Annotated in this window: 13 protein-coding genes, 1 tRNA gene and 2 rRNA genes; 3 read left to right on the top strand and 13 right to left on the bottom strand. The window is 67.3% G+C overall.

Translation table 11 applies throughout. The features are described from left to right. Positions 1-93 precede the first annotated feature (93 nt). The 10 genes from ACTIF2_RS27475 to ACTIF2_RS27430 all read right to left on the bottom strand — a co-directional run bounded on the left by ACTIF2_RS27475 (position 94) and on the right by ACTIF2_RS27430 (position 9,202). The gene (locus tag ACTIF2_RS27475; RefSeq protein WP_439500322.1) at positions 94-1,299 is read right to left on the bottom strand and encodes an ABC transporter substrate-binding protein; all 1,206 of its coding nucleotides are present in this window, start codon (positions 1,297-1,299) and stop codon (positions 94-96) included. A gap of 43 nt (positions 1,300-1,342) precedes the next feature. Next, positions 1,343-2,068, bottom strand: coding sequence for an ABC transporter ATP-binding protein (locus tag ACTIF2_RS27470; protein WP_439500321.1), 726 nt, complete (start codon positions 2,066-2,068; stop codon positions 1,343-1,345). Then, positions 2,065-2,829 carry an ABC transporter ATP-binding protein gene (locus tag ACTIF2_RS27465; RefSeq protein ID WP_439500320.1) on the bottom strand — a complete coding sequence of 255 codons (765 nt, stop codon included), beginning with the start codon at positions 2,827-2,829 and terminating at the stop codon, positions 2,065-2,067. Before ACTIF2_RS27465 ends, ACTIF2_RS27470 begins: the two co-directional genes overlap by 4 nt. Then, a complete protein-coding gene (locus ACTIF2_RS27460; protein WP_439500319.1) occupies positions 2,826-3,479 on the bottom strand; it encodes a TetR/AcrR family transcriptional regulator in 654 nt (217 codons plus the stop codon). The genes ACTIF2_RS27465 and ACTIF2_RS27460 overlap by 4 nt, the downstream gene beginning before the upstream one ends. Before the next feature lie 129 nt (positions 3,480-3,608). After that, a complete protein-coding gene (locus ACTIF2_RS27455) occupies positions 3,609-4,883 on the bottom strand; it encodes a TRAP transporter large permease (RefSeq protein WP_439500318.1) in 1,275 nt (424 codons plus the stop codon). 4 nt (positions 4,884-4,887) lie between these two features. Further along, a complete protein-coding gene (locus tag ACTIF2_RS27450) occupies positions 4,888-5,379 on the bottom strand; it encodes a TRAP transporter small permease (protein WP_439500317.1) in 492 nt (163 codons plus the stop codon). 72 nt (positions 5,380-5,451) lie between these two features. After that, the gene (locus ACTIF2_RS27445; RefSeq protein WP_439500316.1) at positions 5,452-6,435 is read right to left on the bottom strand and encodes a TRAP transporter substrate-binding protein; all 984 of its coding nucleotides are present in this window, start codon (positions 6,433-6,435) and stop codon (positions 5,452-5,454) included. Then, complete coding sequence (locus ACTIF2_RS27440; RefSeq protein ID WP_439500315.1) at positions 6,432-7,505, bottom strand: 2-hydroxyacid dehydrogenase; 1,074 nt, start codon at positions 7,503-7,505, stop codon at positions 6,432-6,434. The genes ACTIF2_RS27445 and ACTIF2_RS27440 overlap by 4 nt, the downstream gene beginning before the upstream one ends. Before the next feature lies 1 nt (position 7,506). After that, entirely contained in the window at positions 7,507-8,286 is a 780-nt protein-coding gene (locus ACTIF2_RS27435; RefSeq protein WP_439500314.1) for an HpcH/HpaI aldolase family protein, read from the bottom strand. Positions 8,287-8,374: 88 nt separating this feature from the next. Beyond that, on the bottom strand, positions 8,375-9,202 hold the full coding sequence (locus ACTIF2_RS27430) for a phosphogluconate dehydrogenase C-terminal domain-containing protein (RefSeq protein WP_439500313.1): 828 nt from the start codon (positions 9,200-9,202) through the stop codon (positions 8,375-8,377). A gap of 146 nt (positions 9,203-9,348) precedes the next feature. Here ACTIF2_RS27430 and ACTIF2_RS27425 point away from each other — a divergent pair, with 146 nt between their 5' ends. Genes ACTIF2_RS27425 through ACTIF2_RS27415 form a run of 3 tightly spaced genes read left to right on the top strand, consistent with a single transcriptional unit; the run spans position 9,349 to position 12,729 of the window. Continuing rightward, a complete protein-coding gene (locus ACTIF2_RS27425; RefSeq protein ID WP_439500312.1) occupies positions 9,349-10,614 on the top strand; it encodes a ribulose-bisphosphate carboxylase large subunit family protein in 1,266 nt (421 codons plus the stop codon). Then, entirely contained in the window at positions 10,611-12,017 is a 1,407-nt protein-coding gene (locus ACTIF2_RS27420) for a four-carbon acid sugar kinase family protein (protein ID WP_439500311.1), read from the top strand. The genes ACTIF2_RS27425 and ACTIF2_RS27420 overlap by 4 nt, the downstream gene beginning before the upstream one ends. Position 12,018: 1 nt before the next feature. Further along, positions 12,019-12,729: a transcriptional regulator NanR gene (locus ACTIF2_RS27415; RefSeq protein ID WP_439500310.1), complete on the top strand. Its 711-nt coding sequence runs from the start codon at positions 12,019-12,021 to the stop codon at positions 12,727-12,729. A 185-nt stretch (positions 12,730-12,914) separates the two neighbouring features. Here ACTIF2_RS27415 and ACTIF2_RS27410 read toward each other — a convergent pair. The 3 genes from ACTIF2_RS27410 to ACTIF2_RS27400 all read right to left on the bottom strand — a co-directional run. Then, a tRNA-Met gene (locus tag ACTIF2_RS27410) sits at positions 12,915-12,991 on the bottom strand. Positions 12,992-13,074: 83 nt separating this feature from the next. Further along, positions 13,075-13,189, bottom strand: a 5S ribosomal RNA gene (gene rrf / locus ACTIF2_RS27405). Positions 13,190-13,266: 77 nt separating this feature from the next. Next, positions 13,267-13,644: ribosomal RNA gene (locus ACTIF2_RS27400) — 23S ribosomal RNA — on the bottom strand; the annotation flags it as partial.

The raw sequence follows: 13,644 nt of genomic DNA, 5'->3' as shown, positions 1-13,644 counted from the left end.
CCCCCCCCCCCCCCCCCCCCCCCCCCCCCGGGGGGGGAGGGGGAAGGCGGCGGCCCTCGGCCAGACTCGGCGGCGAGCGACGGAACGTCCGCATCAGGCGATCTTGACGAGCGCGATCTTGCCGCCCTGGACCTGCTCGTAGCGGAATTTCGAATCCGAGATGTCGCCGGTCTCGGTGAAGTCGCAGGGGCCGCTGGCGCCGTCATAGTCGATCGGCTGCTTGGCGGCGATCGCCTTCAGCCCGTCGATGACATTGTCGATCTTGGCGCCGCCCTGGGCCTGGCTGATCTTGCGGACATTGTCCTTGATCGCGGTGCCGGAGGCCTCGCCCGCCATGGCGATCGCCAGCAGCACCAGATTGACCTGGTCGTAGATCTGCGTGGTGTAGGGATCGGGCGAGGCGACCCCGATCAGCTTCACCAGCCGGTCATAGGCCTTGGAGCCTTCGGCCGAGGAGGGCGAGATCGTGTAGGTCTTGTCGACGACCTCGGCCGGCACGCTCTCGACCAGCTTCTGGTTGACCGAATAGCCAAAGGCGACCTTGAGCCCGGAGAAGCCGGCGCGGAAGATGTCCTTGAGCATCACGGCGGTATCGGGCGTGTAGCCGCCAAACACCACAGCATCTGGCTTGAAGCGCATCACCTCGTCGATCTCGGTGCGGTAGGCCGGCTTCTTGTCGTCATAGATCAGCGAGGCGGTCTCGCCGCCGGCCTTCTTCACCGCCTCAGTGATGTTGTCGAACTGGCTCTTGGCGAAGGGCGTCTGCGGCGACAGGAAGAAGACGCGCTTGGCCTTCTCGGCGATGCAGAACTCGCCGAACTTGCGGCCCTGCAAAGTCGTCGTCGGCTGGGTCCGGATCAGGTAGCCCTGATGCGGCAGCTGAGTGATCGAATCCGCGCCGGAGGTCGTCGTCAGGAAGGTCTTCGATTCCCAGCAGAGCGGCGCGACCGCCGTCGTCACCGACGAGGCCCAGGTCCCCATGATCGCCGAGACCTTGTCGACGTCGATCATCTTGCGCGCGGCGCGCACGCCGGCTTCCGGGTTGGTCTGGTCGTCTTCCGAGATCAGCTCGATCTTGCGCCCAAGCACGCCGCCCGCCGCGTTGACCTCGTCGATGACGGCCTTGACCGCCTTGACCATCACCGGGCCGTAGGGGCCGCCCGCCCCGGTCAGCGGCGTCAGCGTGCCGAGCCTGATCGGCGCGCCCTGGGCGATGGCGAGCTTCGGCATGATGCCGCTTCCGGCAAGGGCGGCGGCGCCCGCGAGCAGCGCGCGGCGGTTGGTCACGAAATCGGTCATGGTCATCCCCTTTTTTGGTTGATTGCGGATCGGGTCGGCGTCGTCAGCCGCCGAGGAAGAGCCGGCGGATTTCAGGATCGGCGGCGAGCGCGGGTCCGGCCCCCTCGCGGCTGTTGCGCCCCGAGACGAGGACATAGCCGCGCGTCGAGATCTCGAGCGCCTCGAGCGCGTGCTGCTCGACCATCAGGATCGGCAGCCCGCCCTTGTTGAGCGCCACGATCGCGTCGAACAGCTCCTCTGCCGCCTTGGGCGAAAGCCCCGCGGTCGGCTCGTCGAGCAGGAGCAGGTCGGGCGCATTCATCAGCCCCATCGCCATCGCGAGGATCTGGCGCTGGCCGCCCGAGAGCGTCCGCGCCAGGGCGCGCCGCTTCTCGGCCAGCATCGGATAGCGGCCATAGAGCTCCTCGCTCCGGGGCCGGACCTGGCCGGGATCCTGGAAGCCGCTGATCTCGAGATTCTCCGCCACCGTCATCGCGCCGAAGACATTGCGCTCCTGCGGCACGAATCCGATCCCGGCCTTGGCGCGGCCGAGCGCGCCGGCGGCCGTGACATCGGCCCCGTTCAGGGCGATCCGGCCCTTGCGCGCCGCCACCAGGCCCGCGACGGTCTTGAGCAAGGTCGATTTGCCGGCCCCGTTGGGGCCGATGATCGAGACGATCTCGCCCGGCGCGACGCGCAGCGAGGTGCCTTTCAGGATCTCCTCGGCGGCTCCGTAGCCGGCGACGACGCCTTCGACAGACAGAAGATCGGTCCCGGCAGCCGCGCTCAATGCCGCCTCCCGAGATAGGCTTCCTGCACCCGGATGTCCGAGGCGACCTCCTCGAACGAGCCTTGCGTCAGCGTCCGCCCCTCCGCCATCACGACGACCGGCTCGCAGAGCCGCTTGATCAGCGCCATGTCGTGCTCGATCAGGCAGATCGTCAGGCCGTCGCGGTTGAGCGCGGTGAGATGACCCGCGATCTCGTCGGCGAGGCTCGGATTGACGCCGGCCATCGGCTCGTCGAGCAGCAGGATTTTTGGCTCCGCCATCAGGGCGCGGCCGATCTCGACCAGCTTCTTCTGGCCGCCGGACAGCGCAGTGACGGGATTGTCGAGGACATGGTCGAGCCTGAGCCGGCGCGCGATCCCGAAGGCGCGCTCGGCCAGCTCCGCCTCGCGCCGGCGGGCGCTGGCCGAGCCGAACATCGCCGCGAACAGGTTCTCGCCCGGCTGGTCGGCGCCATAGAGCATCAGGTGCTGGAAGACGCTGAGCTTGGGAAAGCCGCGCGCCAGCTGGAACGAGCGCACCAGCCCCGCCGCGACCAGCTTCTCGGGCGGCTGCCCCGTGGTCTCGGTCTCGCCCAGCCTGACGCCGCCGCCTTTCGGGCGATAAAGGCCCGAGACGACGTTGAACAAGGTCGACTTGCCGGCTCCGTTGGGGCCGATCAACCCGGTGAAGGAGCCGGCCGGCACTGCGAAATCGACGCCGCGCAGCACATGCACGCCATAGAAGTCGAGCTTCAGGTCCGAGACGGTCAGCAGCGCGGTCATGAGGCGTTCGCCCTGCTGGCGGGCCGGAGTGGCTGCGCGGCTTGCGTCGGGAACTGCCGGCGCAGCTGCAGTTTCCAGAAGTCCAGCATCTCGGCGTAATAGGCCGGGTCGCTGCGCAGGACGGTCTGGGCGATCATGCCGCGCACCAGGCACATCGTGGTGTTCATCACGACGCGGGTATGGTCGGGATCCCCGCCGGTCCGCGCCGCCAGCGCGACCCAGACCGCATCGAGCCCGGCATGGAACTCGCGCACCACCGGGACGAGCTCGGCGCGGAAATCGGCGTTGTGCCGGGCCTCCGGCAGGTATTCCATCGTGACGTAGAACAGCCGGTCCGACATCATCTGCCAGATATAGTCGACGATCTCGTCGCTGGAGCCGCCGCGCGCCATGAAGTCCTGGGCGAAACGATGCAGGTCGCGCGTGGAGCGGCCGAGCAGGTCGGCCACGGAGGCGGTGATGATCGCCTCACGGCCCGCGAAATGATGGGTGAGGGCGCCGCGCGAGACGCCGGCCGCCTGGGCGATCTCGGGTGTCGTGGTGCGCGCGATGCCGCGATCATGCAGCAGGTCGATCGTCGCGTTCATCAGCCGCGCGGAGGTCTCCGCGCTGCGCTCCTTCTGCGATCGCCGTTTGCCCGTGCCGCTCAAGCCCCACCCCGCGCTGAACCGATCCGGCAGGCAGGTTGGGACCCAACTTACAAACAGTCAAGACTGTTTCTTATGCAGGGCGTGCTGGAAAATCGCGCGAGGCCAGCCCTTGCGAACGGGCTCGTCGCATCAGCCCTTGGCGCTGTAGGGCAGCCAGGTCGCAACGCCGGGCACGAAGATGATCAGCAAGGTCACGGCCAGCAGCGCGATGATGAAGGGCAGTGCCGCCTTGCTGCCGTCGAGCAGGTTGGTTCGCGCGATGCCGCAGGTCACGAACAGGCTCGCCCCGACCGGCGGCGTGATCAGGCCGATCGCCAGGCCGAGCACCGTGACGATGCCGAACTGGACCGGGTCGATCTCGAGCTTCTTCACCAGCGGCCAGAGCACCGGCACCAGGATGATGATGTTGGCGCCGAGATCGAGCAGCATGCCGGCGATCAGATAGACGCAGAGGATCAGGATCAGCACGAGATAGGGATTGGTCGTCAGCTCCATGATCATCTGGGCCGCGGCCTGCGGGATCTGTTCGCGAGTGACGATCAGCCCGTAGAGCGAGGCCGCCGCGATCATCAGGAGCACGATGCCTGCGGTGATCGCGGTGTCATGGACGATGCCGGGAATGTCGCGCCAGCCGATCGTCCGATAGACATACATGCCGACGAACAGCGAGTAGAGCACCGCGACAACCGAGGCCTCGGTCGGCGTGGCGATGCCGTAGCGGATCGAGCCGATGATCACGACCGGCATGAACAGGCCCCAGATGCTGGCGCGGGTCGCCCGCCCGATGCTGCCGAGCGAGGGCCGCTTGCCGCGCGGATAGCCGCGCCGCACCGCGAAGAGCCATGAGGTGAACATCAGCGCCAGAGCCATCAGCAGGCCCGGGATCACGCCGGCGATGAACAGGTCGCCGACCGAGACGCCTGTCACAACCGCGAAGATGATCATCGGGATCGAGGGCGGGATCATCACCGCGATGGTCGAGGCCGCTGCAGTGACTGCCGCTGTGAACGGCCGGTCATAGCCCTTGGCGATCATCGGCGGGATCAGCGCCCCGCCGGTGGAGGAGGCCTCCGCCACCGCCGAGCCGGTCATGCCGCCCATCAGCGTGCCGGCGGCGACATTGGCATGGGCGAGCCCGCCGCGCAGCCAGCCGACGACGCTGTCGGCGAAATCGACGATGTCCTTGGCGATGCCACTGCGGCCCATGAGGTGACCCGAAAGCAGGAAGAACGGCACGGCGAGCAGGACGAAGGAATCCATCGAGGCCGTCATCTTCTGCACGACGAGCGTCGCCGGCATGCCGCCATAGCTGAGCGCCGCCAACGAGGCGAGCGCCAGCGCAAAGGAGACCGGTACATTCAGCAGGAGCAGGACGGCGAAGCCGACGAGGAGCACGGTCGCCATAGATTCAGACCTCCGGAACCGGCACCTGCGCCGGCGCTTGGGCGCCGGCGAGCCAGCCAACCAGGATGTCGAGGCCGATCAGTACGACCATGGCGCTGTAGCCGGCATAGACGACGCTCATCGGTAGCTCGAGCACGGCCGAGGGCTGCGAATGCGTGATCGCGATCAGCGCGAAGCTGGACTTGAGCGTGTAGAGGCAGAAGGCCAGCACCAGCGCCTCGACCAGCCGCTGGCTCAGCGCGGTCAGTCGCGGGTTGTTCAGATAGGTCACGGCATCGAGCGCGATATGGGCGCGATGCTTCCAGGCGACCCAGGCCGAGAGATAGCCGATCCAGATGAAGAGATAGCGCGCCAGCTCCTCCGACCAGACCAGGGGATCGCCGAAGGCGTAGCGCCAGACCACCTGCGCCGTGCAGGCGAGCGTCATTGCTGAAAAGAGCACGACGAGCAGGGCGAGCGTCGCGCGCTCGATCAATGTCCAGATGCGGGTGATCATCGGCGCCTGTTTCCGTGGGAGACGCAAAGGCCGCATGGCGGCGCAGCGCCGCCATGCGATGAGGGATGAAGCTCAGTTGGCCGCGTCGCGCAGCTTCTTGAGCAGGTCCTGATCGACGTTCTTCTGGGTCGTGGCGATCTCGGCGGTGGCCGCCTGGAAGGGGGCGAGATCGATGGTCTCGACGATCATGCCCTTCTTCTTCAGCTCCTCGAGCTGCTCGGTCTCGAGCTTCTGCGAAGTCTGCCGCTGGAAGATGGTCGCCTCGGTCACGGCCTCGCGCACCGCCTTCTGCTGGTCGGGGGTCAGCTTGGCCCAGACCGCCTTGCTGAACATCACCGCATGCGGGCCATACACATGCCCGGTCAGCGTCAGGTATTTCTGCACCTCCCAGAGCGAGTTGGTGTAGATGATCGTGACTGGGTTCTCCTGGGCGTCGATGACGCCCTGGCCCAGGCTGGTGAAGACCTCGCCCCAGGCCATCGGGATCGGCGCCGCGCCGATCTGCTTGAAGGCGGCGATATGGACCGGGTTCTGCATGGTGCGCAGCTTGACGCCCTTCAGGTCGCCGGGCTCCTTGATCGACTTCTTCGAGGTCAGGTGCCGCCAGCCATTCTCCCACCAGGCGAGCCCGACGATCCCCTTGGCATCCATGCGCTTCAGCAGATCCTGGCCGACCTCGCCGTCCAGCACCTTGTAGGCATGCGCCGAATTCTTGAAGACGAAAGGCAGGTCGAGCACGCCGATCTGCGGCACGAAGGCGTTGAGCGGCCCGGTCGAGACCGCGGCCATGTCGACCGTGCCGAGCTGCAGGCCCTCGACCATCTCGCGCTCCTCGCCGAGCTGACGGTCGGCATAGACCTCGACCTTGACCGTGCCGCCGGTCTTGGCGGCAACGAGCTCGGCGAATTTCACCAGGCCGAACTGGGTCGGGTGCCCGGCTTGCGCGCCATGGCCGGCCTTGATCACGGTCTGGGCATGGGAGAGCGAGGCCGAGAGCGCGAGCGCCGCAACGGCCGATAGGGCGATGGCAAGACGTTTGGTGACGAGACGTTTCATGGAATTTCCTCCTCGATTTTTGTCGTTGGTTTCTGCGTTTCCTCGCCGGCGGCGCTGAACCAGGCGCGCAGCCGCGCATGCTCCAGGACCCCGGGATTGACGACGTGGCGCGGGCGGCGGCGCGCAAGCAGGTCGACGATGCTGCCGAGCCCGTCGCGGGCGATGTTGCCGAAATTCTCGTCGGTCCAGCACAAGGCGTGCGGCGTGACGATGACGTTCTCCATCGCCAGCAGCGGATTGGCCGGATCGACCGGCTCCTGCTCGAAAACATCGAGGCCGGCACCCGCGATCGTGCCGCTGTTCAGCGCTTCGATCAGCGCCGCCTCATCGACGATCGGCCCACGCGCGACATTGATCAGATAGGCCGAGGGCTTCATCGCCCCGAGCCTCTCCGCATTGACGAGATGCCGCGTCGCCTCGTTCAGCAGGCAGGCGACGACGACGAAATCCGCCCGCGCCAGCAGCTCGTCGAGCGGGGCCAGCGCCGCACCCACCTCAGCGAGCTTGTCCGGCGAGCCATAGGGATCGGCGGCGATCAGCTCCATCTCGAAGGGCGCGATCATGCGCAAGGTCTCGAGGCCGATGCTGCCGGCGCCGATCACGCCCAGCACCTTGCCGGTCAGGCCCTGCCCCATATGGTCGGTGCGCTCCTGCCAGCGCCCGGCCCGCGTCAGCCGGTCCTTGATCAGCAGCTTCTGCGCCAGCGCCAGCACGAAGGTCACCGCCATGGTGGCGACCGGCCGGCGCACCGCCTCTGGCGTGTTGGTGACGACGATGCCTGCGGCGCTCATCGCGGCGAGATCGACGGAATCGATGCCGACGCCGTGGCGCGCCACGATCCGCAGGCGGCTGTCGGGCCGCGCCACGCTGGCGGCGGTCACCTTCGGGCTGTTGACATAGAGCGCGTCATAGCGCGCGGCGATCTCGGGCGTGATCTCGCTCAGGCTCTCGGGCACGAACTCCCAGTCGCCGGCGCTGTCGAGCAGCGCAAGCGGCGCGGCTCCGAAGGACGGTTTCCCTTGGCTGTCGAGCAGGTCTCGCGTCAATCCGATGCGGAAACGGTTCGCCATCTCAGCCTCGCGCCAGCGACTTGAGCCCGTCGATGCCGCCTCGCAGAGCCGCCTGGAACAGGTGATGATCGAGCCCGTAGGCGATCATCCGGAAGCCGTGCTCCCAATAGGCGCGGGCCGCCGCTGCATCGCCCGCCATGAAGCCGGCGGGCTTGCCTGCCGCCCGGGCCGCCGCGACGATGCGCTTCACTGCCGCCTGGTAGACGGGATGGTCGAACTGTCCGGGGATGCCCATCGAATTGGTCAGGTCGAAATGACCGATCCAGACGACGTCGATACCCTCGACGCCCGCGATCGCCTCGACATTGGCGAGGCCTTCCACGGTCTCGATCTGCGCGATCACCAGGGTCCGGGCCCGCGCCGCCGCCAGCTTCTGCGCCGGCGCGCCGGGCAGGTAGTCGTCATGGGCGACGCCGAAGGCCGCGCCGCGCCGGCCATGCGGCGGATAATGCGCGTTTGCCGCGATGGAGCGCGCCTGCCCCTCCGTGTCGACCATCGGCACCATCACGCCATGCGCGCCGATATCGAGCGCCCGCGCGATGAAGTGGTATTCGCCGGTCGGCACCCGCACCAGCGGCGCGACCGCGAGCCCGCGGCAGCCGGCGACGAGCGATTTCAGCGTCTCGAAGCCGGAGCCGGCATGCTCCATGTCGAACAGGATGAAATCCGCCCCTGTCGCGTCGACGATCGCCGGCATGCCGGGCGTGAAGAACTCGAACAGCATCGTGCCGAAGGCGTGGCCTTCGCCGGCGAGGCGATCCTTGAGACTGCGCGCGACCATGGTCTGTGTCCGTTCCCTCATGCGCGGACTTGAGCGTCCGTCTTCATGCTTGCTGCCGATGCGGCCTCGCGGCCGGAGCTTTCGCCGCTCAGGTGATGCGGCGCACGCTGTCGCGGATCTCTTCCGGCTCGAACAGGCGCTTCCAGTCCGGCTTCAGGATCGTGTCCTTGCCGAAGACGATCGCCTTGTTGCAGGCATCCGAGAACACGCCCTGCACCTGTTCGAAAGTGACCGCCGCCAGGATGTTGAGATGGCCGAGCAGAAAGTCGCGCGCCGCCTCGCGCGGCACCCCGCGCGCGATCGCCTCCTCCATCGCCTCGCGCATCGCGTCGAGCAGGGTCGCGCAAACGGTCTCCGAGAGGCCGGGCTCGAGGATCGCCATCTGCTCGACGGTGATCCGGTGCGAGCGCATCACTGGCGCCCAGATCGCGCGGGCAACCTCCTCGCCGAGCGCGTAATGCGCCTCGGGACCCTGCATCAGCGCGTTGACGATGTGCTGCTTGGCGGCGATCCCGCCGAAATGGTCGGCCTTGGCCGCCGGGTCGGTCTCGTCGTTGAAGATCGGCGGGTGGCAGGGATGGGTGACGAAATAGGTGATGTCCGTGCGCTCGGGCAAATGCCCGGCATAGGGCGCGGCAGCATCGAGGATCACCACGATCGTACCCGGCTTCAGGCCAGGGACGATCTCGCGCGCCACGGTCCCGACCGCTGTATCCGGCACCGCGAGCACGACGACGTCGGCGCCGTCGAGCGCGGCCGCAGCCTCGATGCAATCGACGCCGAAAGCCGCCTTGACGCGTTCCCGCCCTGCCGGGCTGACCTCGACATGGCGGGTCTCGAAGCGCGAGCCGGCCAGGTTGCGGCCCAGCCGCATGCCCATTTTGCCACCGGCGCCGAACAGCGCGACGATCGTCATGGTCTCACTCCCTGCTGCGTCTTCTTGTTTGCTTACTGGTATGATGAGTGCATCACATGACGATGATCGATTGTCAATCTGGCATACTCATCATATGAGTTTGCCAACGACAACGCGGCCTCGGCCGTAACGCGAAGAGGGTGCGCGTGACCGGCAGTCAGCGAATCGAGGCGGATTATCTGATCGAAACGGCGGAGGATCCGCGCCGCGCCGCCGAGGCCATGGCCGGCGAGCAATCGAGCGGCACCTTCATTTCCGTGCCGGGCGAAACACCGGAACTCACCGCCCGCGCCGCGGCGCGCGTCGAACGGCTCGATCTGCTCGAGACGGTTGCGACCCCCTCGCTGCCCTCTGCGCGGCCCGATGGGGCGCCGGCGCCCGGCGGTTATCGACGCGCCCATGTCACGCTGTCATGGCCGCTCGACACGATCGGTCCATCCCTGCCGAACCTTGTGGCGACGGTCGCCGGCAATCTCTTCGAGCTGAAGCAGTTCTCGGGGCTGCGCCTGCGCGACATCCGCATGCCGGACTCCTTCGCCGACGCCTATCCGGGACCGCGCTTCGGCATCGCCGGCACGCGAAAGCTGGCTGGCGTGGCGCAGGGGCCGCTGATCGGCACCATCGTCAAGCCGAGCGTCGGCTTCGGCCCGCAGGAAACCGCCAGCCTGGTCGCGACCCTGTGCGAAGCCGGCATCGATTTCATCAAGGATGACGAGCTGCAATCGGACGGCCCGCTCTGCCCCTTCGCCGACCGCGTCAAGGCGGTGATGCGGGTGATCGAGACGCAGGCCGACCGCAGCGGCAAGAAGGCGATGTTCGCCTTCAACCTGACCGGCGATCTCGACCAGATGCGGCGCCGGCACGATCTCGTGCTGGCGGCCGGCGGCACCTGCGTCATGGCGAGCCTGAACGCGGTCGGCCTCGTCGGCATGATCGAGCTCGGCCGCGTCTCGCAGCTGCCGATCCACGCGCATCGCAATGGCTGGGGCGCGCTATCGCGGGCGCCGCTGCTCGGCTGGTCCTACACCGCCTGGCACAAGCTCTGGCGGCTGGCCGGAGCCGACCACATGCATGTCAACGGCCTCGCCAACAAGTTCAGCGAGCCGGACGAGAGCGTGATCGAATCCGCCCGCGCTTGTCTCGCCCCGCTCTTCCCCGACCGGCCGATGCCGCTGATGCCGGTCTTCTCCTCGGGGCAGACCGCCTTGCAGGCGCCCGCCACCTATGCCGCGCTCGGCTCGACCGACCTGATCTTCGCCGCGGGCGGCGGCATCCTGGCCCATCCCGACGGTCCGGGCGCCGGCGTCACCGCCCTGCGCGAGGCCTGGGACGCGGCCGTCGCCGGCGTGCCGCTCGACCGGCATGCGCAGCAGCATCCGGCGCTCGCCGGCGCGCTGCGCCGCTTCGGATGAGCGCCGTGGACCAAGGCTCTGCACCCAATGAAGCCGGCCTGCCGCCCGGCCTCCTCCTGGCCTATTACGGCGACGATTTCACCGGCTCGGCCGCCGTCATGGAGGTGATGAGCTTCGCCGGTCTGTCATCGGTGATGTTCCTCGGCGTGCCGTCGCCCGAGCGCCTCGCCCGCTTCCGGGACCGCCGCTGCATCGGCATTGCCGGAATCGCACGCTCGAAGAGCCCGGCCTGGATGGAGGCGGAGCTGCCGGCGATCTACCAGGCCCTCGCCAGCCTCGACGCAGCTCTGCTGCACTACAAGGTCTGCTCGACCTTCGATTCGTCGCCGGATGTCGGCTCGATCGGCAAGGCGCTCGATCTCGGCGCCGCGGTACTGCCCTCGCGCTGGATTCCGCTCATTGTCGGCGCGCCGGAAATCGCGCGCTATCAGGCCTTCGGCAATCTCTTCGCCGGCGCGAACGGCACGGTGCATCGGCTCGACCGTCACCCGACCATGTCGCGCCACCCCGTCACGCCGATGGCCGAGGCCGACATTCGTGCGCATCTCGGCAAGCAGACGACCCGCCGGATCGCGCTGATCGACATGGTCGCATTGCAGCGCGGCGCCGGCCAGTCCCGGCTCGATGCCTTGCGCGGCGATGACCAGCCCGTCGTCGCGATCGATGTCATTGATGCGCTCACGCTGGCCGAGGCCGGCCGCCTCGTCTGGCAGAATCGGCAGGACGGCCGCTTCGCGGTCGGCTCGCAGGGTCTCGAATATGCGCTGGTCGCGCATTGGCGCGCCGCCGGCCTGATCCCGCGCGAAATCCCGCCGCTGCGCGTTCGACCGCTCGAACAAATTGCTGTGGTGTCGGGATCCTGCTCGCCGGTCACCGCCGGGCAGATCGCCCATTCGGAGGCGAACGGCTTTTCGGCGCTTCGCCTCGATGTGACCCGCGCGGTCGACGGCTCTGCCTGGCAGGCCGAGATCGGCCGGGCGGTCGACGCCGCGCTGACGGTCCTCGGCACCGGGCACTCGCCGCTGGTCTATACCGCGAGGGGGCCGGACGATCCGGCAATCGCGGCCCTGGCGGACAGCGTTCGGACCTCCAGCGCAGGCATAGCCGAGGTCAATGACCGGATCGGCGCCGGGCTCGGCCGGATCCTCGCCGGCATTCTCGATGCGGCCCGGCTGCCGCGCGCCCTGATCGCCGGCGGCGACACCTCCGGCCATGCGACACTGGCGCTCGGCATCGATGCGCTCTCGGCCGTGGCGGCGATCGCGCCAGGCTCGCCGCTTTGCCACGCCTATTCCGACGATCCGGCGCGCGACGGGCTTGAACTTGCCCTGAAAGGTGGCCAGATCGGCGGACCGGACTATTTCTGCGCCGTCCGCAATGGCGGCGCCATGGGAAGCGCCTGACGTGAACTCCGAACCGATCCAGCGCCGCAAGCTCTACCAGGACGTCCTGGAGCGGGTGATGGCCCGGATCAGCGCAGGCGAGTTCGCTCCGGGCGAAACCTTGCCCTCCGAGCGCGAGCTGATGGACGCCTACAAGGTCGGGCGGCCTGCGATCCGCGAGGCGCTGCAGCAGCTCGAGCGCTCCGGCATCGTCAGCATCAGCCATGGCGAGCGCGCCCGCGTCGTGCTGCCGACCGCCGAGAGCCTGGTCGACCAGATGACCGGCGCGGCGCGCTATCTGCTCAGCGTCGAGCCGCGCTCGCTCGACCATCTCAAGGAGGCCCGGGTCTTCCTCGAGGCCGGGCTGGCGCGCTTGGCGGCACAGCGCGCCGATGAGGCCGGGCTGGCGCAGCTCCGGCAATGCATCTCCGACCACCGCGACGCCAGCCTCGACGATTTCCTCAGGCGCGACATCGCCTTCCATCGCCAGATCGCGGCGATGAGCGGCAATCCGATCTTCCCCGCGGTCGTCGACGGCATGCTGACCTGGCTCGGCGAATATTACCGCACTCTGGTCCGCGTCCCCGGTGCCGAAAGCCTGACCTTGCAGGAGCACCAGCGGATCTATGACATGATTGCAGCCCGCGACGCCGAAGGGGCCGAACGCGCCATGGCCGACCATCTCAACCGCGCCAACGCGCTCTATCGCCCGCTGCTGGATCAGCCGTCATAAGACGTGCCGAGATCGGAACATCGTCATTCCGGAGCTGCGCCGCTTCGTGGCTCGGCCGGAATGACAGCGCGTTTTCATCTGAAGAGGCCAAGCTCGGGGGACCGCTCGCTGCGTCTCCCGCCGCCCTATAGCTGGCGCCGAAACAAAAAACCCCGGCAGCCTTTCGGCTGCCGGGGTTCTGAATTTGGTTGCGGGGGCAGGATTTGAACCTACGACCTTCAGGTTATGAGCCTGACGAGCTACCGGGCTGCTCCACCCCGCGTCAAAACGAAGACGCGGCGTCGATGCAAAGCATCGAACGCCGCGCTCTGCGGTTCGTCATGTAAAGAGGGATATCCTTGACAGGCCCGGCAACGACCTACTCTCCCGGGTCTTAAGACACAGTACCATCAGCGCTGAGAAGTTTAACGGCCGAGTTCGGGATGGGATCGGGTTCTGGCTTCTCGCTCAAGTCACCGGGCCGGCGAAGGATATGGCAAGCAAAATTGGTCTTTGGTTTGTTCGCATTTTCGAGTGTTGCGGACATTGATCATGAGAACGATCAAGCCGATCGAGCAATTAGTACCGGTAAGCTGAGCACATTACTGCACTTACACACCCGGCCTATCAACGTGGTCGTCTTCCACGGCTCTCAAGGGATATCTCGTTTTGAGGTGGGTTTCCCGCTTAGATGCATTCAGCGGTTATCCCGACCGTACATAGCTACCCTGCACTGCGGCTGGCGCCACAACAGGTCCACCAGAGGTACGTCCACCCCGGTCCTCTCGTACTAAGGGCAGATCCTCTCAAATATCCTACACCCACGGCAGATAGGGACCGAACTGTCTCACGACGTTCTGAACCCAGCTCACGTACCACTTTAATCGGCGAACAGCCGAACCCTTGGGACCTTCTCCAGCCCCAGGATGTGATGAG

The sequence above is a fragment of the Allobosea sp. genome, from assembly GCF_051860145.1.
Classification (GTDB): Bacteria; Pseudomonadota; Alphaproteobacteria; order Rhizobiales; family Beijerinckiaceae; genus Allobosea.
Note: the sequence above shows the minus strand (reverse complement) of the source record. Positions and strands in the feature narration are given on the sequence as shown.

What these genes read in the sequence shown, in the direction of transcription:
- ACTIF2_RS27465 (WP_439500320.1), bottom strand. Translation starts at nt 2,829, where the DNA reads ATGACCGCGCTGCTGACCGTCTCGGACCTGAAGCTCGACTTCTATGGC.
- ACTIF2_RS27430 (WP_439500313.1), bottom strand. Translation starts at nt 9,202, where the DNA reads ATGACGATCGTCGCGCTGTTCGGCGCCGGTGGCAAAATGGGCATGCGG.
- ACTIF2_RS27445 (WP_439500316.1), bottom strand. Translation starts at nt 6,435, where the DNA reads ATGAAACGTCTCGTCACCAAACGTCTTGCCATCGCCCTATCGGCCGTT.
- ACTIF2_RS27440 (WP_439500315.1), bottom strand. Translation starts at nt 7,505, where the DNA reads ATGGCGAACCGTTTCCGCATCGGATTGACGCGAGACCTGCTCGACAGC.
- ACTIF2_RS27435 (WP_439500314.1), bottom strand. Translation starts at nt 8,286, where the DNA reads ATGGTCGCGCGCAGTCTCAAGGATCGCCTCGCCGGCGAAGGCCACGCC.
- ACTIF2_RS27420 (WP_439500311.1), top strand. Translation starts at nt 10,611, where the DNA reads ATGAGCGCCGTGGACCAAGGCTCTGCACCCAATGAAGCCGGCCTGCCG.
- ACTIF2_RS27475 (WP_439500322.1), bottom strand. Translation starts at nt 1,299, where the DNA reads ATGACCGATTTCGTGACCAACCGCCGCGCGCTGCTCGCGGGCGCCGCC.
- ACTIF2_RS27455 (WP_439500318.1), bottom strand. Translation starts at nt 4,883, where the DNA reads ATGGCGACCGTGCTCCTCGTCGGCTTCGCCGTCCTGCTCCTGCTGAAT.
- ACTIF2_RS27450 (WP_439500317.1), bottom strand. Translation starts at nt 5,379, where the DNA reads ATGATCACCCGCATCTGGACATTGATCGAGCGCGCGACGCTCGCCCTG.